The organism is Rhodococcus aetherivorans, assembly GCF_011058165.1.
GTDB lineage: Bacteria > Actinomycetota > Actinomycetes > Mycobacteriales > Mycobacteriaceae > Rhodococcus > Rhodococcus aetherivorans.
On the sequence record NZ_JAALEG010000055.1, the window covers coordinates 23,509 to 42,057 of the forward strand.

18 protein-coding genes are annotated in these 18,549 nt (G+C 71.6%); 13 read left to right on the forward strand and 5 right to left on the reverse strand.

The window, feature by feature from the left end; translation table 11 throughout:
- Positions 1 to 61 precede the first annotated feature (61 nt).
- Both map and G6039_RS19750 read left to right on the forward strand, forming a co-directional pair.
- Complete coding sequence (gene map, locus G6039_RS19745; RefSeq protein WP_029543248.1) at positions 62 to 919, forward strand: type I methionyl aminopeptidase; 858 nt, start codon at positions 62 to 64, stop codon at positions 917 to 919.
- 48 nt (positions 920 to 967) lie between these two features.
- The gene (locus G6039_RS19750; protein ID WP_029543250.1) at positions 968 to 1,534 is read left to right on the forward strand and encodes an alpha/beta fold hydrolase; all 567 of its coding nucleotides are present in this window, start codon (positions 968 to 970) and stop codon (positions 1,532 to 1,534) included.
- A gap of 66 nt (positions 1,535 to 1,600) precedes the next feature.
- Here the strand turns inward: G6039_RS19750 and mtr are convergent, their stop codons facing one another.
- Positions 1,601 to 2,974, reverse strand: coding sequence for a mycothione reductase (gene mtr / locus G6039_RS19755; RefSeq protein WP_029543253.1), 1,374 nt, complete (start codon positions 2,972 to 2,974; stop codon positions 1,601 to 1,603).
- 31 nt (positions 2,975 to 3,005) lie between these two features.
- Positions 3,006 to 4,013 (reverse strand): alpha/beta hydrolase, encoded by a 1,008-nt coding sequence (locus tag G6039_RS19760; RefSeq protein ID WP_029543255.1) that lies wholly within the window; start codon positions 4,011 to 4,013, stop codon positions 3,006 to 3,008.
- A 234-nt stretch (positions 4,014 to 4,247) separates the two neighbouring features.
- Here G6039_RS19760 and mqo point away from each other — a divergent pair, with 234 nt between their 5' ends.
- The 5 genes from mqo (at position 4,248) to G6039_RS19785 (ending at position 11,699) form a co-directional block, all read left to right on the forward strand.
- Positions 4,248 to 5,777: a malate dehydrogenase (quinone) gene (gene mqo, locus G6039_RS19765; RefSeq protein ID WP_072635112.1), complete on the forward strand. Its 1,530-nt coding sequence runs from the start codon at positions 4,248 to 4,250 to the stop codon at positions 5,775 to 5,777.
- Positions 5,778 to 5,912: 135 nt separating this feature from the next.
- A complete protein-coding gene (locus tag G6039_RS19770) occupies positions 5,913 to 7,595 on the forward strand; it encodes a long-chain-fatty-acid--CoA ligase (protein ID WP_029543258.1) in 1,683 nt (560 codons plus the stop codon).
- Positions 7,596 to 7,737: 142 nt separating this feature from the next.
- Entirely contained in the window at positions 7,738 to 8,994 is a 1,257-nt protein-coding gene (gene cobA / locus G6039_RS19775; RefSeq protein ID WP_373566473.1) for a uroporphyrinogen-III C-methyltransferase, read from the forward strand.
- An 11-nt stretch (positions 8,995 to 9,005) separates the two neighbouring features.
- Entirely contained in the window at positions 9,006 to 10,487 is a 1,482-nt protein-coding gene (locus G6039_RS19780; protein WP_006937416.1) for an MFS transporter, read from the forward strand.
- A gap of 60 nt (positions 10,488 to 10,547) precedes the next feature.
- Positions 10,548 to 11,699, forward strand: a complete 1,152-nt coding sequence (locus G6039_RS19785) for an FUSC family protein (protein WP_029543260.1) — start codon at positions 10,548 to 10,550, stop codon at positions 11,697 to 11,699.
- Here the strand turns inward: G6039_RS19785 and yaaA are convergent.
- Entirely contained in the window at positions 11,670 to 12,413 is a 744-nt protein-coding gene (yaaA, locus tag G6039_RS19790; RefSeq protein WP_029543262.1) for a peroxide stress protein YaaA, read from the reverse strand. The two genes, G6039_RS19785 and yaaA, sit on opposite strands and share 30 nt — an antisense overlap.
- A gap of 53 nt (positions 12,414 to 12,466) precedes the next feature.
- On the opposite strand from yaaA, the gene G6039_RS19795 reads away from it, so the two are divergent.
- The gene (locus G6039_RS19795; protein ID WP_006937413.1) at positions 12,467 to 14,200 is read left to right on the forward strand and encodes a proline--tRNA ligase; all 1,734 of its coding nucleotides are present in this window, start codon (positions 12,467 to 12,469) and stop codon (positions 14,198 to 14,200) included.
- A 59-nt stretch (positions 14,201 to 14,259) separates the two neighbouring features.
- Positions 14,260 to 14,916 (forward strand): O-methyltransferase, encoded by a 657-nt coding sequence (locus G6039_RS19800; RefSeq protein WP_029543269.1) that lies wholly within the window; start codon positions 14,260 to 14,262, stop codon positions 14,914 to 14,916.
- Between the two features lie 54 nt (positions 14,917 to 14,970).
- On the opposite strand, the gene G6039_RS19805 is transcribed toward G6039_RS19800, so the two are convergent.
- Complete coding sequence (locus G6039_RS19805) at positions 14,971 to 15,417, reverse strand: ferritin-like domain-containing protein (protein ID WP_006937411.1); 447 nt, start codon at positions 15,415 to 15,417, stop codon at positions 14,971 to 14,973.
- Entirely contained in the window at positions 15,414 to 15,926 is a 513-nt protein-coding gene (locus G6039_RS19810) for a hypothetical protein (protein WP_029543274.1), read from the reverse strand. The genes G6039_RS19805 and G6039_RS19810 overlap by 4 nt, the downstream gene beginning before the upstream one ends.
- Positions 15,927 to 16,090: 164 nt before the next feature.
- On the opposite strand from G6039_RS19810, the gene rimP reads away from it, so the two are divergent.
- From rimP to G6039_RS30740, 4 genes are all read left to right on the forward strand, one after another.
- Positions 16,091 to 16,699, forward strand: a complete 609-nt coding sequence (rimP, locus tag G6039_RS19815; protein WP_029543281.1) for a ribosome maturation factor RimP — start codon at positions 16,091 to 16,093, stop codon at positions 16,697 to 16,699.
- Positions 16,696 to 17,724: a transcription termination factor NusA gene (nusA, locus tag G6039_RS19820; protein WP_006937408.1), complete on the forward strand. Its 1,029-nt coding sequence runs from the start codon at positions 16,696 to 16,698 to the stop codon at positions 17,722 to 17,724. Before rimP ends, nusA begins: the two co-directional genes overlap by 4 nt.
- 44 nt (positions 17,725 to 17,768) lie before the next feature.
- A complete protein-coding gene (locus G6039_RS19825; protein WP_080688557.1) occupies positions 17,769 to 18,089 on the forward strand; it encodes a YlxR family protein in 321 nt (106 codons plus the stop codon).
- Between the two features lie 150 nt (positions 18,090 to 18,239).
- A partial coding sequence (locus G6039_RS30740; protein ID WP_338148583.1) for a translation initiation factor IF-2 N-terminal domain-containing protein occupies positions 18,240 to 18,549 on the forward strand: 310 nt, incomplete at its 3' end.

Sequence of the window (18,549 nt, forward strand, 5' to 3'; positions counted from 1 at the left end):
GGGGGCGGTGCGGCCGCCGGGCCGCGTCGCCCCCCGCTGCGCGGGGCCTATTCTGGTGGGCATGCCTGTTCGCACCGCACTCGTCCCCGGAACCGTCTCGCCTGTCCGTGCCGTCCCCAACGGGATCGAGCGACCGGAGTACGCGTGGAAGCCGACGGCGAAGGAAGGTCACGAGCCGTGGGTGCAGACCCCGGAGACCATCGAGAAGATGCGGGTCGCCGGCCGCATCGCCGCGCAGGCACTGGCCGAGGCGGGCAAGGCCGTCGCGCCGGGCGTGACCACCGACGAGCTGGACCGCATCGCCCACGAGTACATGTGCGACCACGGCGCGTACCCGTCCACGCTGGGCTACAAGGGCTTCGCCAAGTCGTGCTGCACGTCGCTGAACGAGGTGATCTGCCACGGCATTCCGGATTCGACGGTGATCGAGGACGGGGACATCGTCAACATCGACGTCACCGCCTACATCGGGGGAGTGCACGGCGACACCAACGCCACGTTCCTGGCGGGGAACGTCTCCGAGGAGCACCGCCTGCTGGTCGAGCGGACCCGTGAGGCGACGATGCGGGCGATCAAGGCCGTCAAGCCGGGCCGGGCGCTCAACGTCGTCGGCCGGGTCATCGAGGCCTACGCGAACCGGTTCGGGTACGGGGTGGTGCGCGACTTCACCGGTCACGGCATCGGCGAGACGTTCCACAACGGGCTGGTGATCCTGCACTACGACCAGCCGTCCGTCGACACCGTGCTCGAACCGGGAATGGTGTTCACGATCGAGCCGATGATCAACCTCGGCACGGTGGACTACGAGATCTGGGACGACGGCTGGACCGTGGTCACCAAGGACCGCAAGTGGACCGCCCAGTTCGAGCACACCATCGTGGTCACCGACACCGGGGCGGAAATCCTCACGCTGCCGTGACTCGGCCGGGTGCCGGCGGCGGCGCCGTGTCGCGTACCGTGCTTCGGCATGGAACCGACTGACGTGGCGATCCCGGCCGGCACCTTCACCGTTCGCATCGACGGCCCCGAGAGCCGGCACGCGGTGCTGTTGCTGCCCGGCGCCGGGGAATCCGCCGACGTCTACGACGCGGTGTGCGAGCGGCTGCACCATTCGGATCTACGCACGTTCGTGCCCGAGACCATCGAGGGTCTCGACGTCGCGGGCGTGCACGCCCTGCTCGACGCCCTGAAGCTGCCGTGGGTGCACCTCGTCGGCAGCGGCGCCGGGGCGGAGCTGGCGTGGGCCGTCGCGTCGGGCCGGTTCGGCCGGTTCGCCAGCCTCGTCGTCGCCGACCGGGGCCATCCGGCGGTGCCGGACGCCGAGGGCGTCGTGCGGGACGCGAACGCCGCCCCCGCCGAGGTGCCCACCACCGTGCTCGTGGGCAGCGCGGCGCGGCGCGCGGAGGCCGACGCCTCGATGCGGTACGTCCTGTCGGAGTTCCGCGTCGTCGAGCTGAGCGGGGTGGGCAACATCCCGGCCGAGGCGCCGGCGGAGCTGGCCAGCGCGATCGCCCTGCGCACCGGCAGCTGGTAGCAGCGGGCGGCTTCGCCGCCGGTGTGTCCTTCGGGAGGCCGGAACCGCCCGAAGGACGCACGCGGCCTACAGACCCAGCAGCGCGTTCTCGACCAGTTCCGGCAGGGCCGGGTGGATCCAGTACTGGCCGGTGGCCGTCTCCCGCGCGGTGAGACCGAAGCTCATCGCCTGGATCAGCGGCTGGATCACCGACGACGCCTGGGCGCCCAGGATGTGCGCGCCGAGCAGCTTGCCCGTGGCGCGGTCGGCGATCACCTTGCAGAAGCCCTCGGTGTCCTCCATCGCCCAGCCGTAGGCGACGTCGCCGTAGTACTGGATCTTCACCGCGACGTCGTAGCCCTGGGCGCGGGCCTGCTCCTCGGTCAGCCCGACCGTCGCGATCTGCGGGTCGGTGAACACCGCGGACGGCACGAAACGGTGGTCCGAGCGGCGCAGCGCGGAGGTGTCCCCGCCCCACGCGTCGTGGAGCAGGTTGTGCTGCACGACCCGGGCCTCGTGGTTCGCGACGTGCTTGAGCTGGTGCGACGACGAGACGTCACCGAGCGCGAAGACCCCGCGCGCGGTGGTCCGCTGGAACTCGTCCACGACGATCCGGCCGTCCTCGTGCAGCGCGATCCCGCCGGCGGCGGCGTCCAGTGCGTCCCCGTTGGGCGTGCGTCCCACCGCGACGAGCAGCGCGTCGCCGCTGACGGTGGTGCCGTCGGCCAGGTCCACCTCGACGCCGTCGCCGACGGCGCGGAAGGCGGTCGCGGGGTTGGACAGGTGCACGTCCCACCGGTCGGTGGCCAGACCGGTGAAGTGCTCGGCGAGGTCGTGGTCGAGGTGCCGCAGCAGCCGACCGGTGCGGGCCAGCACCGACACCCGGGTGCCGAGGGCGGAGAAGACGTGGGCGAACTCCATCGCGATGAACCCGGAGCCGAGGATCACGAGCGACTCGGGCAGCTTCGGCAGCCGCATGATGTCGTCGTTGGTGTAGTAACGCACCCCGCCGTCGAGTACCTCCTGCGGGATCACGGGCCGCGCGCCCGCCGCGACGACGACCTGGTCGGCGGTGATGATCTCCCCGGTGCCGGTGTCGAGGGTGCGCTCGCCGACGAACCGGGCGTGCCCGCGGTGGACGGTGACGTTCGCGCAGTCCTCCGTGCGGTAGCGCTCTCCGCCTGCCGCGATCGGGTCGATCCGGCCGAACACGCGGTCGACGATGTCGTTCCACCGGACCCCGTCGACCGTCGCGTCCACCCCGTACTTCGCGGCCTTGCGCACGGTCTGCGCGACCTCCGCCGCGTAGACGTACATCTTGGTGGGGATGCAGCCGACGTTGAGGCAGGTGCCGCCGAAGGTGCCCTGCTCGAGGATGGCCACCTTCTTGCCGTCGTATCGCTCGTCGACGATCGAGTTTCCGGATCCGGTGCCGATGATGGCCAGGTCGTAGTGGCTCACTGTTCTCCCGTAGTCAGGTTCGCGCGGACGGTCACAGGGTTCTGCTGTGACCGTCCAACCAGTCCAGCCACAGATCCAATTCCCGGAATGCCACCTCGAGGACCTCCGGTGTGGAGAGGAACACATCGTGGCGGGCACCGGTGATCGGGACGATCGTCGTGCGGTCGCCCAGGCACCCGGCCCAGCGGGCGATCTGCTTGACGTCGAGGACCGCGTCGGCGGTGTCCACCGCGGGGTCGTACGCCGGGGCCCAGCGCGTGTCCTTCGACCGCAGGATCAGCGACGGGACCCCGACGTCGAGGCCGCGGTGCAGCCGCGCGTGGCCGCGACGGACCGCGCGGAGCCAGCCGAACGTGACGGGGAACCCGGCCAGCGGCTTCCAGTCCAGGTCGTACTCCCACTGGCCGTTGGCGTTCCTGTGCAGGCTCATCCCGTAGGTGTCCAGGCTCTGCCCCGGGATGACGGCTCGGCTGCGGACCCGGCCGACGGTGTCGACGGCGACGGTGCCGAGGCTGCGCAGGATCGAGGGCCCCTGCAGGTCGAACCACGGGCTGTTGAGGATCAGGCCCTGGATCCCGGCGCCGCCCGTGCCACCGGGCCGGCGGTTCAGCCGGTCGAGCCACAGCGGCAGGACCAGCCCGCCGGTGGAATGCGCCACGAGGAGGATGCCGCCGCCGACCTCGCTGCGGACGACCCGCAGCGCCTCCTCGAGCTCGGCGTCGTAGTAGGTCAGGTCGGTGACGAAGTGCGGCGTCTGCTCCGGTTGCCGGGAGCGGCCGCACTTGCGCAGGTCCAGGGCGAAGAAGCGGTACCCCTGGGCCGCGAAGTGCTCGGCGAGGTGCTGCTGGAAGAAGTAGTCGGTGAATCCGTGCACGTAGATCACGGCACGGTCCGGGGCGGACTCGCCGCCGGGGTAGACGGACGGCTGATAGCGGACGAGGGTGGCGGTGACCTCGCCCTCGCCGTCCGGATCGGGGCCGAGAGGCAGCGTGAGCTGCTCGTATCCGTCGCCGAGGATATCGGGCATCCAAGTAGTCACGATCACACTGTATTGGTCACTACGCGGACCTGTCGTGGGGGCACAATTGGGTGAAGACAAACGCCGGACAACGCGCGGGTAACCTGTTCGTCGCAGTCGGCGCGGCCGCGACGTCGCCGGGATCCGCGAGTGCAGCGAGACCCGGCCGACGAGCACGGACGTGCACGGGACACTCACGCGGAGCAGTGCGGAACGCAACGGCGCGTGCGAACAGACAAGGAAGTCGATCCTCCAGTGTCAGAGAACGTGGTAGAGGCCAAGACCGATGTAGTGCTCGTGGGTGCGGGCATCATGAGCGCGACGCTCGGCGCAATCCTGCGCCGGCTGCAGCCCGACTGGTCCATCACCGCCTTCGAGCGGCTCGACGCCGCCGCGGCGGAGAGCAGCGATCCCTGGAACAACGCAGGCACCGGTCACTCGGCGCTGTGCGAGCTGAACTACACGCCCGCCAAGCCGGGCGGTGGCGTGGACATCACCAAGGCGATCAACGTCAACGAGCAGTTCCAGGTCTCGCGCCAGTTCTGGGCGTTCGCGGTGGACAACGGCATCCTCACCGATCCCAAGAACTTCATCAATCCCGTTCCGCACGTCAGCTTCGTCCACGGCGCCGACAACGTGAAGTACCTGCGTGCCCGCTACGACGCGCTGGCCGGGCACCCGCTCTTCGCCGGCATGGAGTACTCGGAGAGCCCCGAGTACTTCTCCGAGCGGTTGCCGCTGATGGCGCAGGGCCGTGACTTCTCCGAGCCCATCGCGCTGAACTGGACCCAGGACGGCACCGACGTCGACTTCGGTGCCCTCACCAAGCAGCTGCTCAACAACGTCGCCGCGTCGGGCGGCACCGTGCACTTCGGCCACGACGTGACCGACCTGGACAAGCAGTCCGACGGCAGCTGGATCGTCAAGGTCCGCAACCGCCGCACCGGCCAGGCCCGCAAGGTGCATGCCCGGTTCGTGTTCGTCGGTGCCGGCGGCGGAGCGCTGCACCTGCTGCAGAAGTCGGGTATCGCGGAGGCCAAGGGCTTCGGCGGTTTCCCCGTCTCCGGCCAGTTCCTGCGCTGCACCAACCCGGAGCTGATCGCCATGCACAGCGCGAAGGTGTACGGCAAGGCGGCCGTGGGTGCGCCACCGATGTCGGTCCCGCACCTCGACACCCGCGTGATCGGCGGCAAGCAGGGCCTGCTGTTCGGCCCGTACGCCGGCTGGTCCCCGAAGTTCCTCAAGAACGGCAAGCTCACCGACCTGCCCGGCTCGGTCAAGCCCAACAACCTGCTGTCGATGATCGGCGTCGGCCTCACCGAGATGGGTCTGACCAAGTACCTGATCGGTGAGCTGATGCAGTCGCCGCGCGACCGCATCGGCACCCTCGGCGAGTTCGTGCCGCGGGCCCGCATGGCGGACTGGGAGCTCATCACCGCCGGTCAGCGGGTGCAGGTGATCCGCCGCAAGGGTGCGGGTGGAGTGCTCGAGTTCGGCACCGCCGTGGTCAATGCCGGCGACGGCACGATCGCCGGTCTGCTCGGCGCGTCCCCCGGCGCCTCGACCGCCGTTCCGGCGATGCTCGACGTCCTCGAGCGCTGCTTCCCCGACCGGTGGACGGCGTGGCAGGACACCCTCAAGGAGATGGTGCCGTCCCTCGGGGTCAAGCTCTCGGACGACACCGCGCTGTTCGACAAGGTCTGGCGCTGGGGCACCAAGTCCCTGCAGCTCGATGTCGCCTCCGCGGTGGAGGCCACCGCCCCGGCGGAGCCGGCGACGGTCTGACCGCCCGTCCTCCGATGCGGCCTGCGAGGGTCTCGGCCGGGTCCGGCCCTCGCGGGCCGCGCCGTCCGCCGGAACGCCGTGGCGCCCGCGCCCCGGCGGGATACCCTGATCCCAGTCGCTGAGAGGGGCGGGGCTGTGGGCACCGGTATGGAACGGATCTGGCTCGACAGCTACGCCGAGGGGGTGCCGTCGGACATCGCACCCCCCGAGCACTCGCTGGTCGACATGCTGGAGGCGTCGGTCGCTCGGTTCGGGCCACGTCCGGCGCTCGAGTTCTTCGGCGCGGAACTGACCTATTCGCAACTCGGCGACCGGGTGCACCGTGCCGCGGAGGGGCTGCGACGGCTCGGCGTGCGCCCCGGCGACCGGGTGGCGCTCGTCCTGCCGAACTGTCCGGAGCACGTGATCGCGTTCTATGCGGTCCTGCGGATCGGCGGCGTGGTGGTCGAGCACAATCCGCTCTACACCGGCGAGGAGATGGCCCACCAGTTCGCGGACCACGGCGCCACGGTGGCGGTCGCCTGGGACAAGGTCTGTCCGCTGCTGCAGCGGATCGCCGGGGACACGGCCGTCGAGCACATCGTGGCGGTGAACATCACTCGTTCGATGCCGTGGTCCAAGCGGCTCGCGCTCACCCTCCCCGTCCCGAGAGCGCGCGCGTTGCGGGACGCGCTGACGGGGCCGGCGCCGGGGACGATTCCGTGGCAGCGGTTGCTGGCCGACGGACCCCTCGACCCGGAGCATCCGCGCCCCTCCGTCGGCGATCTGGCGGTCGTCCAGTACACGAGCGGCACCACCGGCACCCCGAAGGGCGCGATGCTCACGCACTCGAACCTCGGCGCCAACGCCGCGCAGGGCCGCGCCTGGGTGCCGGGGCTGGTCGACGGCGCAGAGGTCGTCTACGCGGTGCTGCCGATGTTCCACGCCTACGGGCTCACCCTGTGTGTGACCTTCGCGATGAGCATCGGCGCCCGTCTGGTGCTGTTCCCCAAGTTCGACGTGGATCTGGTGCTCGCCGCCGCGAAGAAGCACCCACCCACGTTCATGCCCGCGGTGCCGCCGATCTACGAGCGCCTCGCCCGCGCGGCCCGGGAGCGGTCGGTGGATCTGACGTCGGCGCGCTGGTCGATTTCCGGGGCGATGCCCTTGCCGACGGAGACACTGGAACTGTGGGAGGCGGTCACCGGGGGCGTGCTGGTCGAGGGGTACGGGCTGACCGAGACGTCGCCGGTCGCGGTCGGCAATCCCATCGGACTCGCCCGCCGGCCCGGTGCGGTCGGAGTTCCCTTCCCGAGCACCGAGATCCGGGTGGTCGATCCGGCCGACCCTGAGCGCGACGTCGAACCCGGGCAGCGGGGAGAGCTGCTGATCCGCGGACCGCAGGTGTTCTCCGGATACTGGAACAAGCCCGAACAGACGGCGGAGGCGCTGCTCGACGGCGGCTGGTTCCGGACCGGTGACATCGTCCAGGTCGACCGCGACGGATTCGTCACGGTCGTGGACCGGATCAAGGAACTGATCATCACCGGTGGCTTCAACGTCATGCCGTCCGAGGTCGAAGCGGCGCTGCGGCTGTTCCCGGGAGTAGTCGACGCCGCCGTGGTGGGTCTGCCGACCCCTGACGGCAGCGAGGAGGTGGTGGCGGCGGTGCTGGTCTCGGGCGACGACTTCGACCCCGAGGCGGCGCGGGAGCACTGCCGTTCGCGCCTGGCCGCCTACAAGGTCCCGCGGCGTGTGGTGGTGGTGGACGACCTGCCGCGGTCCCTGATCGGGAAGGTGCTCCGCCGGCAGGTCCGCGAGTCCCTCCTCGTCGGCTGAGTCCTTCGGACGCCGTGCGTGCCGGGCCTGCGGCGTCCCTCACGATGTTCGTACGGCGGATGGCGCCGCGATCGGCCCGGCCCGTAGTGTTTGTGCGTTCCCCGCAGCGTGATGCGCGTTGCACAGTGCCGAAAGATGGGAAGTGCCGGTGTCCAGTGCTGCCGATGACGAGACCAACTACCTGGTCGGGCTCAATTTGCGGGGCCGGCGAGTAGTGGTGGTCGGGGGCGGTACCGTCGCACAGCGACGGCTCGGTCTGCTCGTGGCCGCCGGTGCCCACGTGCACGTGATCACCCGTGCGGCGACGCCCGCGGTCGAGGGCATGGCCACCGCCGGGCAGGTCACCCTGGAACTGCGCGACTACCGTGACGGGGATCTCGACGGCGCCTGGTACGCCATCGCCTGCACCGACGAACCGGACACCAACGCCGCGATCGTCGCCGAGGCCGAACGTCACCGCATCTTCTGCGTCCGGGCCGACAACGCCCGCCGCGGCACGGCCGTCACCCCGGCCACCGCCCACTACGACGGGATGACCGTCGGTGTGCTGGCCGGCGGCGACCACCGCCGCTCCGCGGCCGTGCGCACCGCGATCCGCGAGGCCCTGCAGTCCGGTGCCGTCGTCGCCGACGCCGAGCCCGCCCGCCCCGGGGTCGCGCTGGTCGGTGGCGGCCCGGGCGATCCCGACCTGATCACGGTCCGCGGGCGGCGCCTGCTGGGTCGCGCCGACGTCGTCGTCGCCGACCGGCTGGCCCCGCCGGAACTGCTCGCCGAGCTCGGCCCGCACGTCGAGGTGATCGACGCGGCCAAGATCCCCTACGGCCGGGCGATGGCGCAGGAGGCCATCAACCAGGCGCTGATCGACGGCGCCAAGGCCGGAAAGTTCGTCGTCCGGCTCAAGGGCGGCGACCCGTACGTGTTCGGCCGCGGCTACGAGGAACTCGAGGCGTGCGTCGCCGCCGGAGTGCCCGTGACCGTCGTCCCCGGCATCACCAGCGCCATCTCGGTGCCGTCCGCGGCCGGGATCCCCGTCACCCACCGCGGCGTCACTCACGAGTTCGTCGTGGTCAGCGGCCACGTGGCGCCCGACCACCCGGATTCGCTCACCGACTGGGGTGCGCTCGCGCGCCTGCGCGGCACGCTCGTGCTGCTGATGGCGGTCGAGCGGATCGAGCAGTTCGCCGCCGCCCTGCTCGAGGGCGGCCGGCCCGCGCAGACCCCGGTCACCGTGATCCAGGAGGGCACGCTGCGCACCCAGCGGGTGCTGCGCGCCGACCTGAAGACCGTCGCCGCCCGCGTCCGGGAGGAGCAGATCCGCCCGCCGGCCATCATCGTGATCGGGCCGGTGGCCGGGTTCGACATCGGGCCGGTGGCCGGGGTCGCCCCGGGCGCTCGGTAACGTTGATCCACATGGCCGAAACCTCCTCGCCCGTGAGCTACCCCGTCACCACGCGTGCGCTGGGCCTGGCGATCATCGTCCTCAGCGGTCTGCAGTTGATGGTCGTGCTCGACGGCACGGTCGCCAATCTCGCGCTGGCGCCGCTGCAGGAGGACCTCGGTCTGAGTGACGCGGGCCGCAACTGGGTGCTCACGTCGTACGCCCTGAGCTACGGGGGGCTGATGCTCCTCGGCGGACGTCTCGGCGACGCCTTCGGCCGCAAACGCATGTTCATCGCCGGCGTCGGCCTGTTCACCGTCGCGTCGCTGCTGTGCGGCCTCGCCGTCAACGAGGGCACCCTCGTCGCGGCCCGCGCGCTGCAGGGCGTCGGCGCCGCCGTGGCCTCGCCCACGGCCCTGGCGCTGGTCGCCACCACCTTCGCGCCCGGACCGGCACGCAACCAGGCGATCGCCATCTTCGCGGCCATGACGGGCGTCGGATCGATCGCGGGGCTGATCATCGGCGGCGCCCTCACCGAGGTGTCCTGGCGCTGGATCTTCCTGATCAACGTGCCGATCGGGATGCTGATCGTGAGCCTGGCGGTGGTCGCGCTGCGCGAGACCGCGGCCGAGCGGCTGCCGCTGGACGTGCCGGGCGCGGTGCTCGCCACACTCGGCTGCACCGGTCTCGTCTTCGGGCTCACCGAGGGCCCGGAGATGGGGTGGACCAGTCCTGCGGTGGTCGGCGCGCTGATCACCGGTACCGCGCTGCTCGCGGTGTTCCTCGTCGTCGAGCGCCGCGCCGAGAACCCGCTGCTGCCGTTCGTGCTGTTCCGCAACGCGGACCGGGTCGCGACGTTCGTGTCCATCTTCTTCGCCGGTGCCGTCATGTTCAGCCTCGCCGCGTTCGTCGCCCTGTTCGTGCAGGACATCCTCGGCTATTCGCCGCTGCAGGCCGGCCTGGCGTTCGTGCCCTTCGCCTTCGGCCTGGGCGCCGCCGCGGCGGTCGCGTCGAAGCTGGCGGTGCGGGTGCGGCCCCGCTGGCTGGTCGTCACCGGGGCGCTGATCATGGCGGTCAGCCTCCTGTACGGCTCGACGATGTCGCACACCGTCGCCTACCTGCCGACGCTGTTCGTCCTGGTGCTCGTCGTCGGGTTCGGGGTGGGCCTGGCCGTGGTGCCGCTGCCGCTGTGCGCGATCGCCGGCGTCGGCTCGCACGAGATCGGCCCGCTCGCGGCGATCGCCCAGGTGGCGCAGACCCTCGGCGGCCCCATCGGCCTGGCCGTGATCGGCGCGATGGCCACGTCGCGGACCCTGTCGCTGGGCGGCACGTCCGGCGCCGTCGCCGACATGGATCCCGGCCAGCTCTACGCGCTGGGGGAGGGCTACCTCTTCGCCCTCGTCGGCTGTGCGGTGTGCGCCGTGATCGCGGGTGCCGCGGCGCTGTTCATCCGCTTCACCCCCGAGCAGGTGGCGCAGGCCCAGGTGGCGGAGAAGGCGGCGCAGGGCGCGTAGCCCCGTACCGGCCCTGCCGCCGAGGTGTGCCCGGCCCCAGCGGCGGGGTAGCCGACGGACATGTTGTCGACCATCACCGAGTGGATGCGGTTCCCGGCGACGTGGACCGCACGCGCGGTACGCGTGCGCGGGCACGAGCGGTACGTCGCCGCGCAGGCGCTGAAGTCGGCCCTCGCGGCGGTCCTCGCGTGGCTCGTCGCCGCCGAGTGGCTGACGCTGCCGCAGGCCTTCCTCGCCCCCTACGTCGCGGTGTTCCTCGTCGAGACCACGGTGTTCAGGTCCCTCCGGCAGGCGGTGGTGCAGATCGGAACGGTCGTCGCCGGCGTGCTGCTCGCGGCAACGGCGGAATGGCTGGTGCCGGGGCAGACGGCGGCGATCGGCGTCGTGGTGCTCGTCGGCTGGTTCGTCGGCCGCTGGCGGCGGTTCGGTTCGAACGGGATCTGGGTGGCGATCACCGCGTTGCTGGTGATCGCGACGGGCGCCGCCGGCAGCCCCGTGATGCTGGGGGAGCGGCTGCTCGAGACGGCGATCGGGGCAGCGTGCGGACTCGTGGTGACCGCGGTGCTGTTCCCGCCGGTCTACCCGGTCGGGGACGAACTCGGGGTACTCGCCCGTGAGGCCCGATCCCTGCTGTGTGACATGGCCGCCGGGCTGGGCGACGAGGCGGGTCCGGGGCCCGGGGGCTGGGTGCGTCGCACGGGGGAGATCGACCGGATGATGGACCGCGCGGCGGAGTCGTCGCAGTGGGCACGAGAGAGTGTGCGGCTCAATCCGCGCCCGATCGCGGCCCGGGTCCGGGATCAGGCCTCGGCCTCCGACGACGTCCTCGACCGGCTGTGGTACGCCGTGCCGGCGCTCCGCGAACTCGCCCGCGTGGCGGAGGCGGCGTCGGACGGCGTTCTCGACGGGGCGGACGACGCGGCGCGCTGCTCGGTGCCTGCTCTCCTGACAGCCCTGGCCGAGCTCGTGGACCGGATCGGGGACGCCGCCGCCGACCCCGCCCGATTCGCCGAACCCGTCCGATTCGACGAGGCCTGCGGCGAGTGCGCCGACCGGCTGGCCGAACTGCAGCGATCGGCCGCCGGGTCCGCCGACCCTCGGGTGGCGGCCGTGCTCGGTAGCTTCTGGCACCCGGCGCACCGGTTCCTCACCGCGGTGCAGGACACCCGGCGCGTGCCGCAGTCAGGTCAGGATCACCAGTTCGGTGGCTGACGCCACCTCGACCCGCAGGCCCGCCCGGGCCGCGACGCGGGCGGCACCGTCGACGTCGGCCGGCTCCGCGCGGGTCAGTACGAGCGCGCGGGCCAGCAGGCCCTTGTGGTGCTTGTTGAAGTGACTGACCACCTTGCGGCTGCCGTCGGGCTGCTCGGTGAGCACGGTCGCGGTGACCGCGCCGGGGACGGGCCCGAGCTGCCGGTACACCCCCGACCGCAGGTCCACCACGAGCTGCCCGGCGGCCTCGGCGGCCAGGGCGCCGCTCAGCTCCGGCCGCCACAGCGACGCGAGGGTCCCGACGCCGGGCAGCTTCGATCCGCCCGACAGGCGATAGGCCGGGATGGGATCGCCCGCGCGCACCGCGCCGAACAGGGCCGACCCGATCGCGAGTCGTCGGTGGGCCTTCTCCCGCTGCGCCCGGGTGAACGAGCCGGCGTCGAGGGCGTCGAACAGCACCCCGGTGTAGCGCGCGAGAGCCGGCCGGGTGGGCGAGACCCACAGCTTGGCGTTGCGTTCGATCTCGTCCGCCTGCGTGGGACCCAGGCCCAGGGCGAGGCTCGACGCCTCCGGATCCGCGGCCAGGTCGACGAGCGCCTGCACCAGCTCCTCGCGGGTCGCGGTCAGTTGCGGCATCGACAGCTCGCCCAGGTCGAGGGGCGCACCGTCGCCGCCGTCGGACTTGGTTTCGGAGGGAGGCAGAAGCACCAGCACAAGCGGTAACCGTACCGAGGTCGGTTCCGGGGCGGCAGGTAGGCTGCTCTCCCGTGATCACCCGCATGTCGCACCTGTTTCTCCGCACCCTCCGCGACGACCCGGCCGACGCCGAGGTCGCCAGCCACAAGCTGCTCGTGCGCGCCGGCTACGTCCGCCGCATCGCCCCGGGGGTGTACTCGTGGCTGCCGCTGGGTCTGCGGGTACTGCGGCAGGTCGAGCGTGTCGTGCGCGAGGAGATGAACGCGATCGGTGGGCAGGAGATCTCGCTGCCGGCGCTGCTGCCGCGCGACCCCTACGAGACCACGAACCGGTGGACCGAGTACGGCGACGGGTTGTTCCGGCTCCAGGACCGCAAGGGCGCCGACTACCTGCTCGGCCCCACCCACGAGGAGATGTTCGCGCTCACCGTCAAGGGTGAATACAACTCGTACAAGGATTTTCCGGTCACCCTGTACCAGATCCAGACGAAGTACCGCGACGAGGAACGTCCCCGTGCCGGCATCCTCCGCGGCCGCGAGTTCGTGATGAAGGACTCCTACAGCTTCGACCTCACCGACGAGGGCCTGGCCGAGTCGTACCGGGCGCATCGTGACGCCTACGAGCGGATCTTCGCCCGACTCGGCGTGAAGTACGTGATCGTCTCCGCGACGTCGGGCGCCATGGGCGGCAGCGCGTCGGAGGAATTTCTCGCCGAGAGCGACGCCGGCGAGGACACGTACGTGCGCTGCCTCGAGTCGGGCTACGCCGCGAACGTCGAGGCCGTCGAGACCCTGGCCCCCGAGCCGGTTCCGTTCGACGGGCTGCCCGAGGCGGTGGTGCACGACACCCCGGACACCCCGACCATCGACACTCTCGTCGAGTGGGCCAACGGTGCGCTCGACCGCCCGGTGACCGCCGCCGACACCCTCAAGAACATCCTCGTCAAGACGCGGCGACCCGGCGGGGAGTGGGAACTGCTCGGCATCGGCATCCCCGGCGACCGGGAGGTCGACGACAAGCGGCTCGGCGCGTCGCTCGAGCCGGCCGAGTACGAGCTGCTCACGGACGCCGACTTCGCGGCCAACCCGTTCCTCGTCAAGGGGTACATCGGTCCGAAAGCGTTGCTCGACAACGGAGTTCGTTACCTCGTCGATCCGCGCGTCGGAAACGGCACGTCGTGGATCACCGGCGCCGACGAGCCCGGCAGGCACGTCGTCGGACTCGTCGCCGGGCGCGACTTCACCCCGGACGGGACCATCGAGGCCGCCGAGGTGCGCGACGGTGACCCGTCCCCGGACGGTGCGGGCCCGCTCGTGTCGGCGCGCGGCATCGAGATCGGCCACGTGTTCCAGCTCGGCCGCAAGTACACTGACGCCTTCGCCGTCGACGTGCTCGGCGAGAACGGCAAGCCGGTGCGCCCGACCATGGGTTCCTACGGCGTCGGTGTCTCCCGGCTCGTCGCCGTGATCGCCGAGCAGCAGCACGACGACAAGGGCCTGCGGTGGCCCGCCGAGGTCGCCCCGTTCGGGGTGCACCTGGTGATCGCGAACAAGGACGAGGCGGCCCGGGAGGGTGCCGAGAATCTGGCCGCCGAGCTCGACAAGGCGGGCGTCGAGGTGCTGCTCGACGATCGCAAGGCCTCGCCCGGCGTGAAGTTCAAGGACTCCGAGCTGCTCGGCGTGCCGCTGGTCGTCGTCGTCGGCCGCGGCTGGGCCGACGGCAAGGTCGAGCTGCGCGACCGGTTCAGCGGCGAGTCCCGCGAGGTGCCGGCCGATGCGGCCCTGAAGGAGATCCTCGGCGCGTAGTAGCACCCCCGGTGGCCCTCGGGATCGCGTGCGGGCCACCGGGGCACCACACTGATGCCATGGACGACTGGGAGCGCACCGACGCCTACCTGACCGACACCCTGATCGGGGCCGACCCTCAGCTCGAGGACGCGCTCGCGGCGAACGCCGCGGCGGGCCTGCCGCCGATCGACGTCGCACCCGTGCAGGGCAAGTTCCTGCATCTGCTGGCGCGGATCCGCGGTGCGCGGCGCATCCTCGAGATCGGCACGCTCGGCGGGTACTCCACCATCTGGCTCGCGCGGGCCGTCGGCGACGACGGGCGCGTGGTCACCCTCGAGTACGAGCCCCGGCACGCCGGGGTCGCGCGCGCCAACCTCGATCGCGCCGGCGTGGGGGAGCGGGTCGACATCCGGGTGGGCGCCGCCCTCGACACCCTGCCGTCCCTCGAGGGCGGGGCCCCGTTCGACCTGGTGTTCGTCGATGCGGACAAGGAGAACAACCCGCACTACGTGCGGTGGGCGCTGCGGCTCGGCCGCCCCGGCACCGTCATCGTCGTCGACAACGTGATCCGCGGCGGTTCGGTCACCAACGCCGATCTCGACGACGAGCGGGTGCGCGGCGCCCGAGAGGTGCTGGAACTCATGGCCACCGACCCTCGGCTCGACGCGACCGCGCTGCAGACCGTCGGCGCAAAGGGCTGGGACGGCTTCGCGATAGCGGTCGTGACCGACTGAGCACTTCGCCCGCGGCGGTCGGCGCGAGCGGATGCCGCGGCGTCCCGGTCGAGGTCAGGGCTGCCCGGGCAGCGCGACGGACGGCGGGACGACCCCGAGGTTCGCGCGCCACCGGGCCGCCCGCATCGCGGACTCGGTGAGGGCCTCGATCGCCGCCCCGCGGGTGTGCTCGCTGCGTGCCCGCTCGACGACGGAGCGCCACGCCACCGCGACATCGGTCTCGATCTGCACCGCCAACTGTGCGGCGGAAACCGCGTCGGTCACCGGGAAGGGCGTCGTGTACCCGGCGGCCGCGGTGGGCGGGGTGACGGCGGCGGCCCGCAGCGCGTCCGTGGTGGCGTCGCGCCGGGCCCGGTGGGCGGCGGTGTCCGCCGACACCTCGGCCGCGCGGGCGGGATTGGAGAACGCGGCGACGATGCCGTAGCCGAACACCGCGGCGTACTCGGCGTTCAACGCGTCCACGAGGGCCTGCTGCTCGACGCCCAGCGACTGTGAACTCACGGCAGCAGCACCCCCTTGTGCACGGCGCACGCGGCGCTGATCGAGGCGAGCAGGCCCGCCCGGTAGCCCTGCAGGGTGCGGGCCAGGTCCGCGGCGGCCCGCTGGGAGCCGTTCAGTCGCTCGCGCAGCAGGTCGAGGGTGGGTGGATCCGCGGCCGGGGCCACGGTCGTCGTCGTGGTGGTCGACGCCGTGGTGGTCGACGCCGGGTCGGCCCCGGCGAGCCGGGCCACCTCGGCGTCGAGGACCTGGGCGTGGGTCGTGCGCTCGGCGCCGACGGCATTCAGGGCGCCCGCCCGGTCGGGGAGCAGCGCGACGAGCAGACCGGCGGTCGCGGCGTCGACGCGCGCCCGCTCGGCCTGGGCGATCAGGGGATCGACCTCCCCGGCGCCGTCGTCCGTGCCGGCGCCGCACCCGGCGACGGCGAGCGCACCGACGCCGCCGAGCGCGGCGCCGGACCAGCGCAGCACGGTGCGTCGGGACACGGGCGGTGAGGATGCGGGCGTCGGCACCGCACCATCGTGCCAGCCCGGTCCGGGCGGATCCGACGGTGGTCGGGCCGCGGGGGGTTGGTCACGGGAGCGCCGGATGCGCGATACCCTTGAATACCTGCCGGTCCGCTCGTGCGCCGGCATGACGTCCGCTGCGATCACAACTGAACGAGGAGCCTGTCGCGATGCCGGTGCCGCCCCCGGAGAGAATTGCCGAACTCGTCTCCGGCCCGATCGAGCGCGAGGGATACGACCTCGAGGACGTGGTGATCACGTCTGCGGGCAAGCACAGCACGGTGCGGCTGTTCGTCGACAGCGACGCCGGGTTGAACCTCGACGAGGCCGCCCGCCTGAGCACCCTGGTCTCCGAGGCGTTCGACGCCGTCTCCGATTTCGGCGAGTCGCCCTACGTGCTCGAGGTGACCAGCCCCGGCATCGGCCGCCCGCTCACCCGCGAGCGGCACTGGCGCCGGTCCCAGGCCCGCAAGGCCCGGATCGAACTGGACGACGAGACGATCGTCGGCCGCATCGGCGAGCTCGTCGGGGACGAGGTCCGGATCGTCGTTCCCGGCCGCAGTGGGCCCTCGGTGCGGGCGATCCCGCTCGCGGAGGTGCGCCGCGCCGTCGTCGAGGTGGAGTTCAACGCGCCGAATCCGCGCGAACTCGAGCTCGCGGGCGGCCTGCCGGACGGCCGGGTGCGTGCCGGCGAGATCGCCGAGGGCGACGGCGACGACCCGGACGACGAGAGCGGCACGGACTACAACGGCACGGACGAAGTGAAGGTGGACAAGTGAATATCGACATCGCAGCCCTGAAGGTCCTCGAGGCCGACAAGAACATCCCGTTCGATGCGCTGATCGAGACGATCCAGACGGCCCTGCTCACGGCCTACCGGCATACCGACGGGCACCAGCCGCACGCGAGCGTCGACGTGGACCGCCGGACCGGTGCCGTGCGGGTGATGGCGCAGGAGTTCGACGCGGACGGCAACCTCGTCTCCGAGTGGGACGACACCCCGGAGGGCTTCGGTCGCATCGCGGCGACCACCGCCCGCCAGGTGATCATGCAGCGCATCCGCGATGCCGAGCACGAGCAGCGGTTCGGGGAGTTCGCGACGCACGAGGGCGAGGTCGTCGCCGGCGTGGTCCAGCGCGACACCCGCGCCAACGCCCGCGGCATGGTCGTGGTGAAGATCGGCGCCGAGACCACCGGCACCGAAGGGCTGATCCCGCCGGCCGAGCAGGTGCCCGGCGAGACGTACGAGCACGGCGACCGGATCCGGTGCTACGTCGTCGGGGTGTCGCGGGGGCAGCGCGGCCCGCAGATCACCCTGTCGCGGACGCACCCCAACCTGGTGCGCAAGCTCTTCGCCCTCGAGGTGCCGGAGATCGCGGACGGGTCGGTGGAGATCGTCGCCGTCGCGCGGGAGGCCGGCCATCGCTCCAAGATCGCCGTCCATTCGCGGGTGCCGGGACTGAACGCCAAGGGCGCGTGCATCGGCCCGATGGGGCAGCGGGTGCGCAACGTCATGCGCGAACTCGGTGACGAGAAGATCGACATCATCGACTTCGACGAGGATCCGGCGAAGTTCGTCGGTAACGCGCTGTCCCCCTCGAAGGTGGTATCCGTCACAGTCGTCGACCCCGACGCGCGCGCCGCGCGGGTCGTCGTTCCCGACTACCAGCTGTCCCTCGCGATCGGCAAGGAAGGGCAGAATGCCCGGCTGGCCGCGCGGCTGACCGGGTGGCGGATCGACATCCGCAGCGATGCCGCGGCCGGCGGTCCGGCGTCGGCGGGATCGCCCGCGACAGGCAGATAGGCGTGGAATGCACGGTTCCGGCCCGATCAGCGGTAGAGTGGTCGATGGCTCAGCATGAGCTGCCCTCGGTCGACCGAGAGCGCACCGGTCCGGTGCGCACCTGTGTCGGGTGTCGGCAGCGGGTGCTGGCTGCCGATCTGCTGAGGGTTGTGGCGCGGGCGACGGAGCCGTCAGGCTTCGTGCTGGTGCCGGACCCGGGGCGGAGGATGCCCGGTCGGGGCGCGTGGATGCACCCCGATCCGGAATGCCTCGGTCAGGCGGAACGGCGTCGAGCATTCGGCAGAGCGCTGCGGGTGTCGGGAACAATCGACCCGTCTGCGCTTGTTCAGCTGGTCGGGGTCCGGAACGAGGAGGACTCGGCGTAGCGATACGCGCCGGACCGGGGACACCAACTCTGAGAAGAACAGGTACAAGCACTCATGAGCACACCGTGAAGCACCAGCGATGAACGTCCATCGGAGATAACCCGAGGTCGTGCGGGCACCAGCCGCTCGACCTCATCAGTGAGGAGAGCAGTGGCAGGCAAGGCCCGTGTACACGAGTTGGCCAAGGAACTCGGTGTCACCAGTAAGGAACTTCTCGCCCGTTTGAAGGAACAGGGCGAATTCGTGAAGTCGGCGTCCTCGACGGTCGAGCCGCCGGTCGCGCGTCGACTGCGCGAATCTTTCGCGAAGGCGAACGGCGACGGCGCAGCTCCGTCGGCGGCAGCCCCCAAGCCCGGGGCGCCGCGTCTTGACGAGGATGTTCTTGAGGGTGTCGGCGGCGGTCACCGGGCGGTCGAGCGCACCGTTGGCCCACTCGACGAGAGTGTCGATGGTCGGGGTG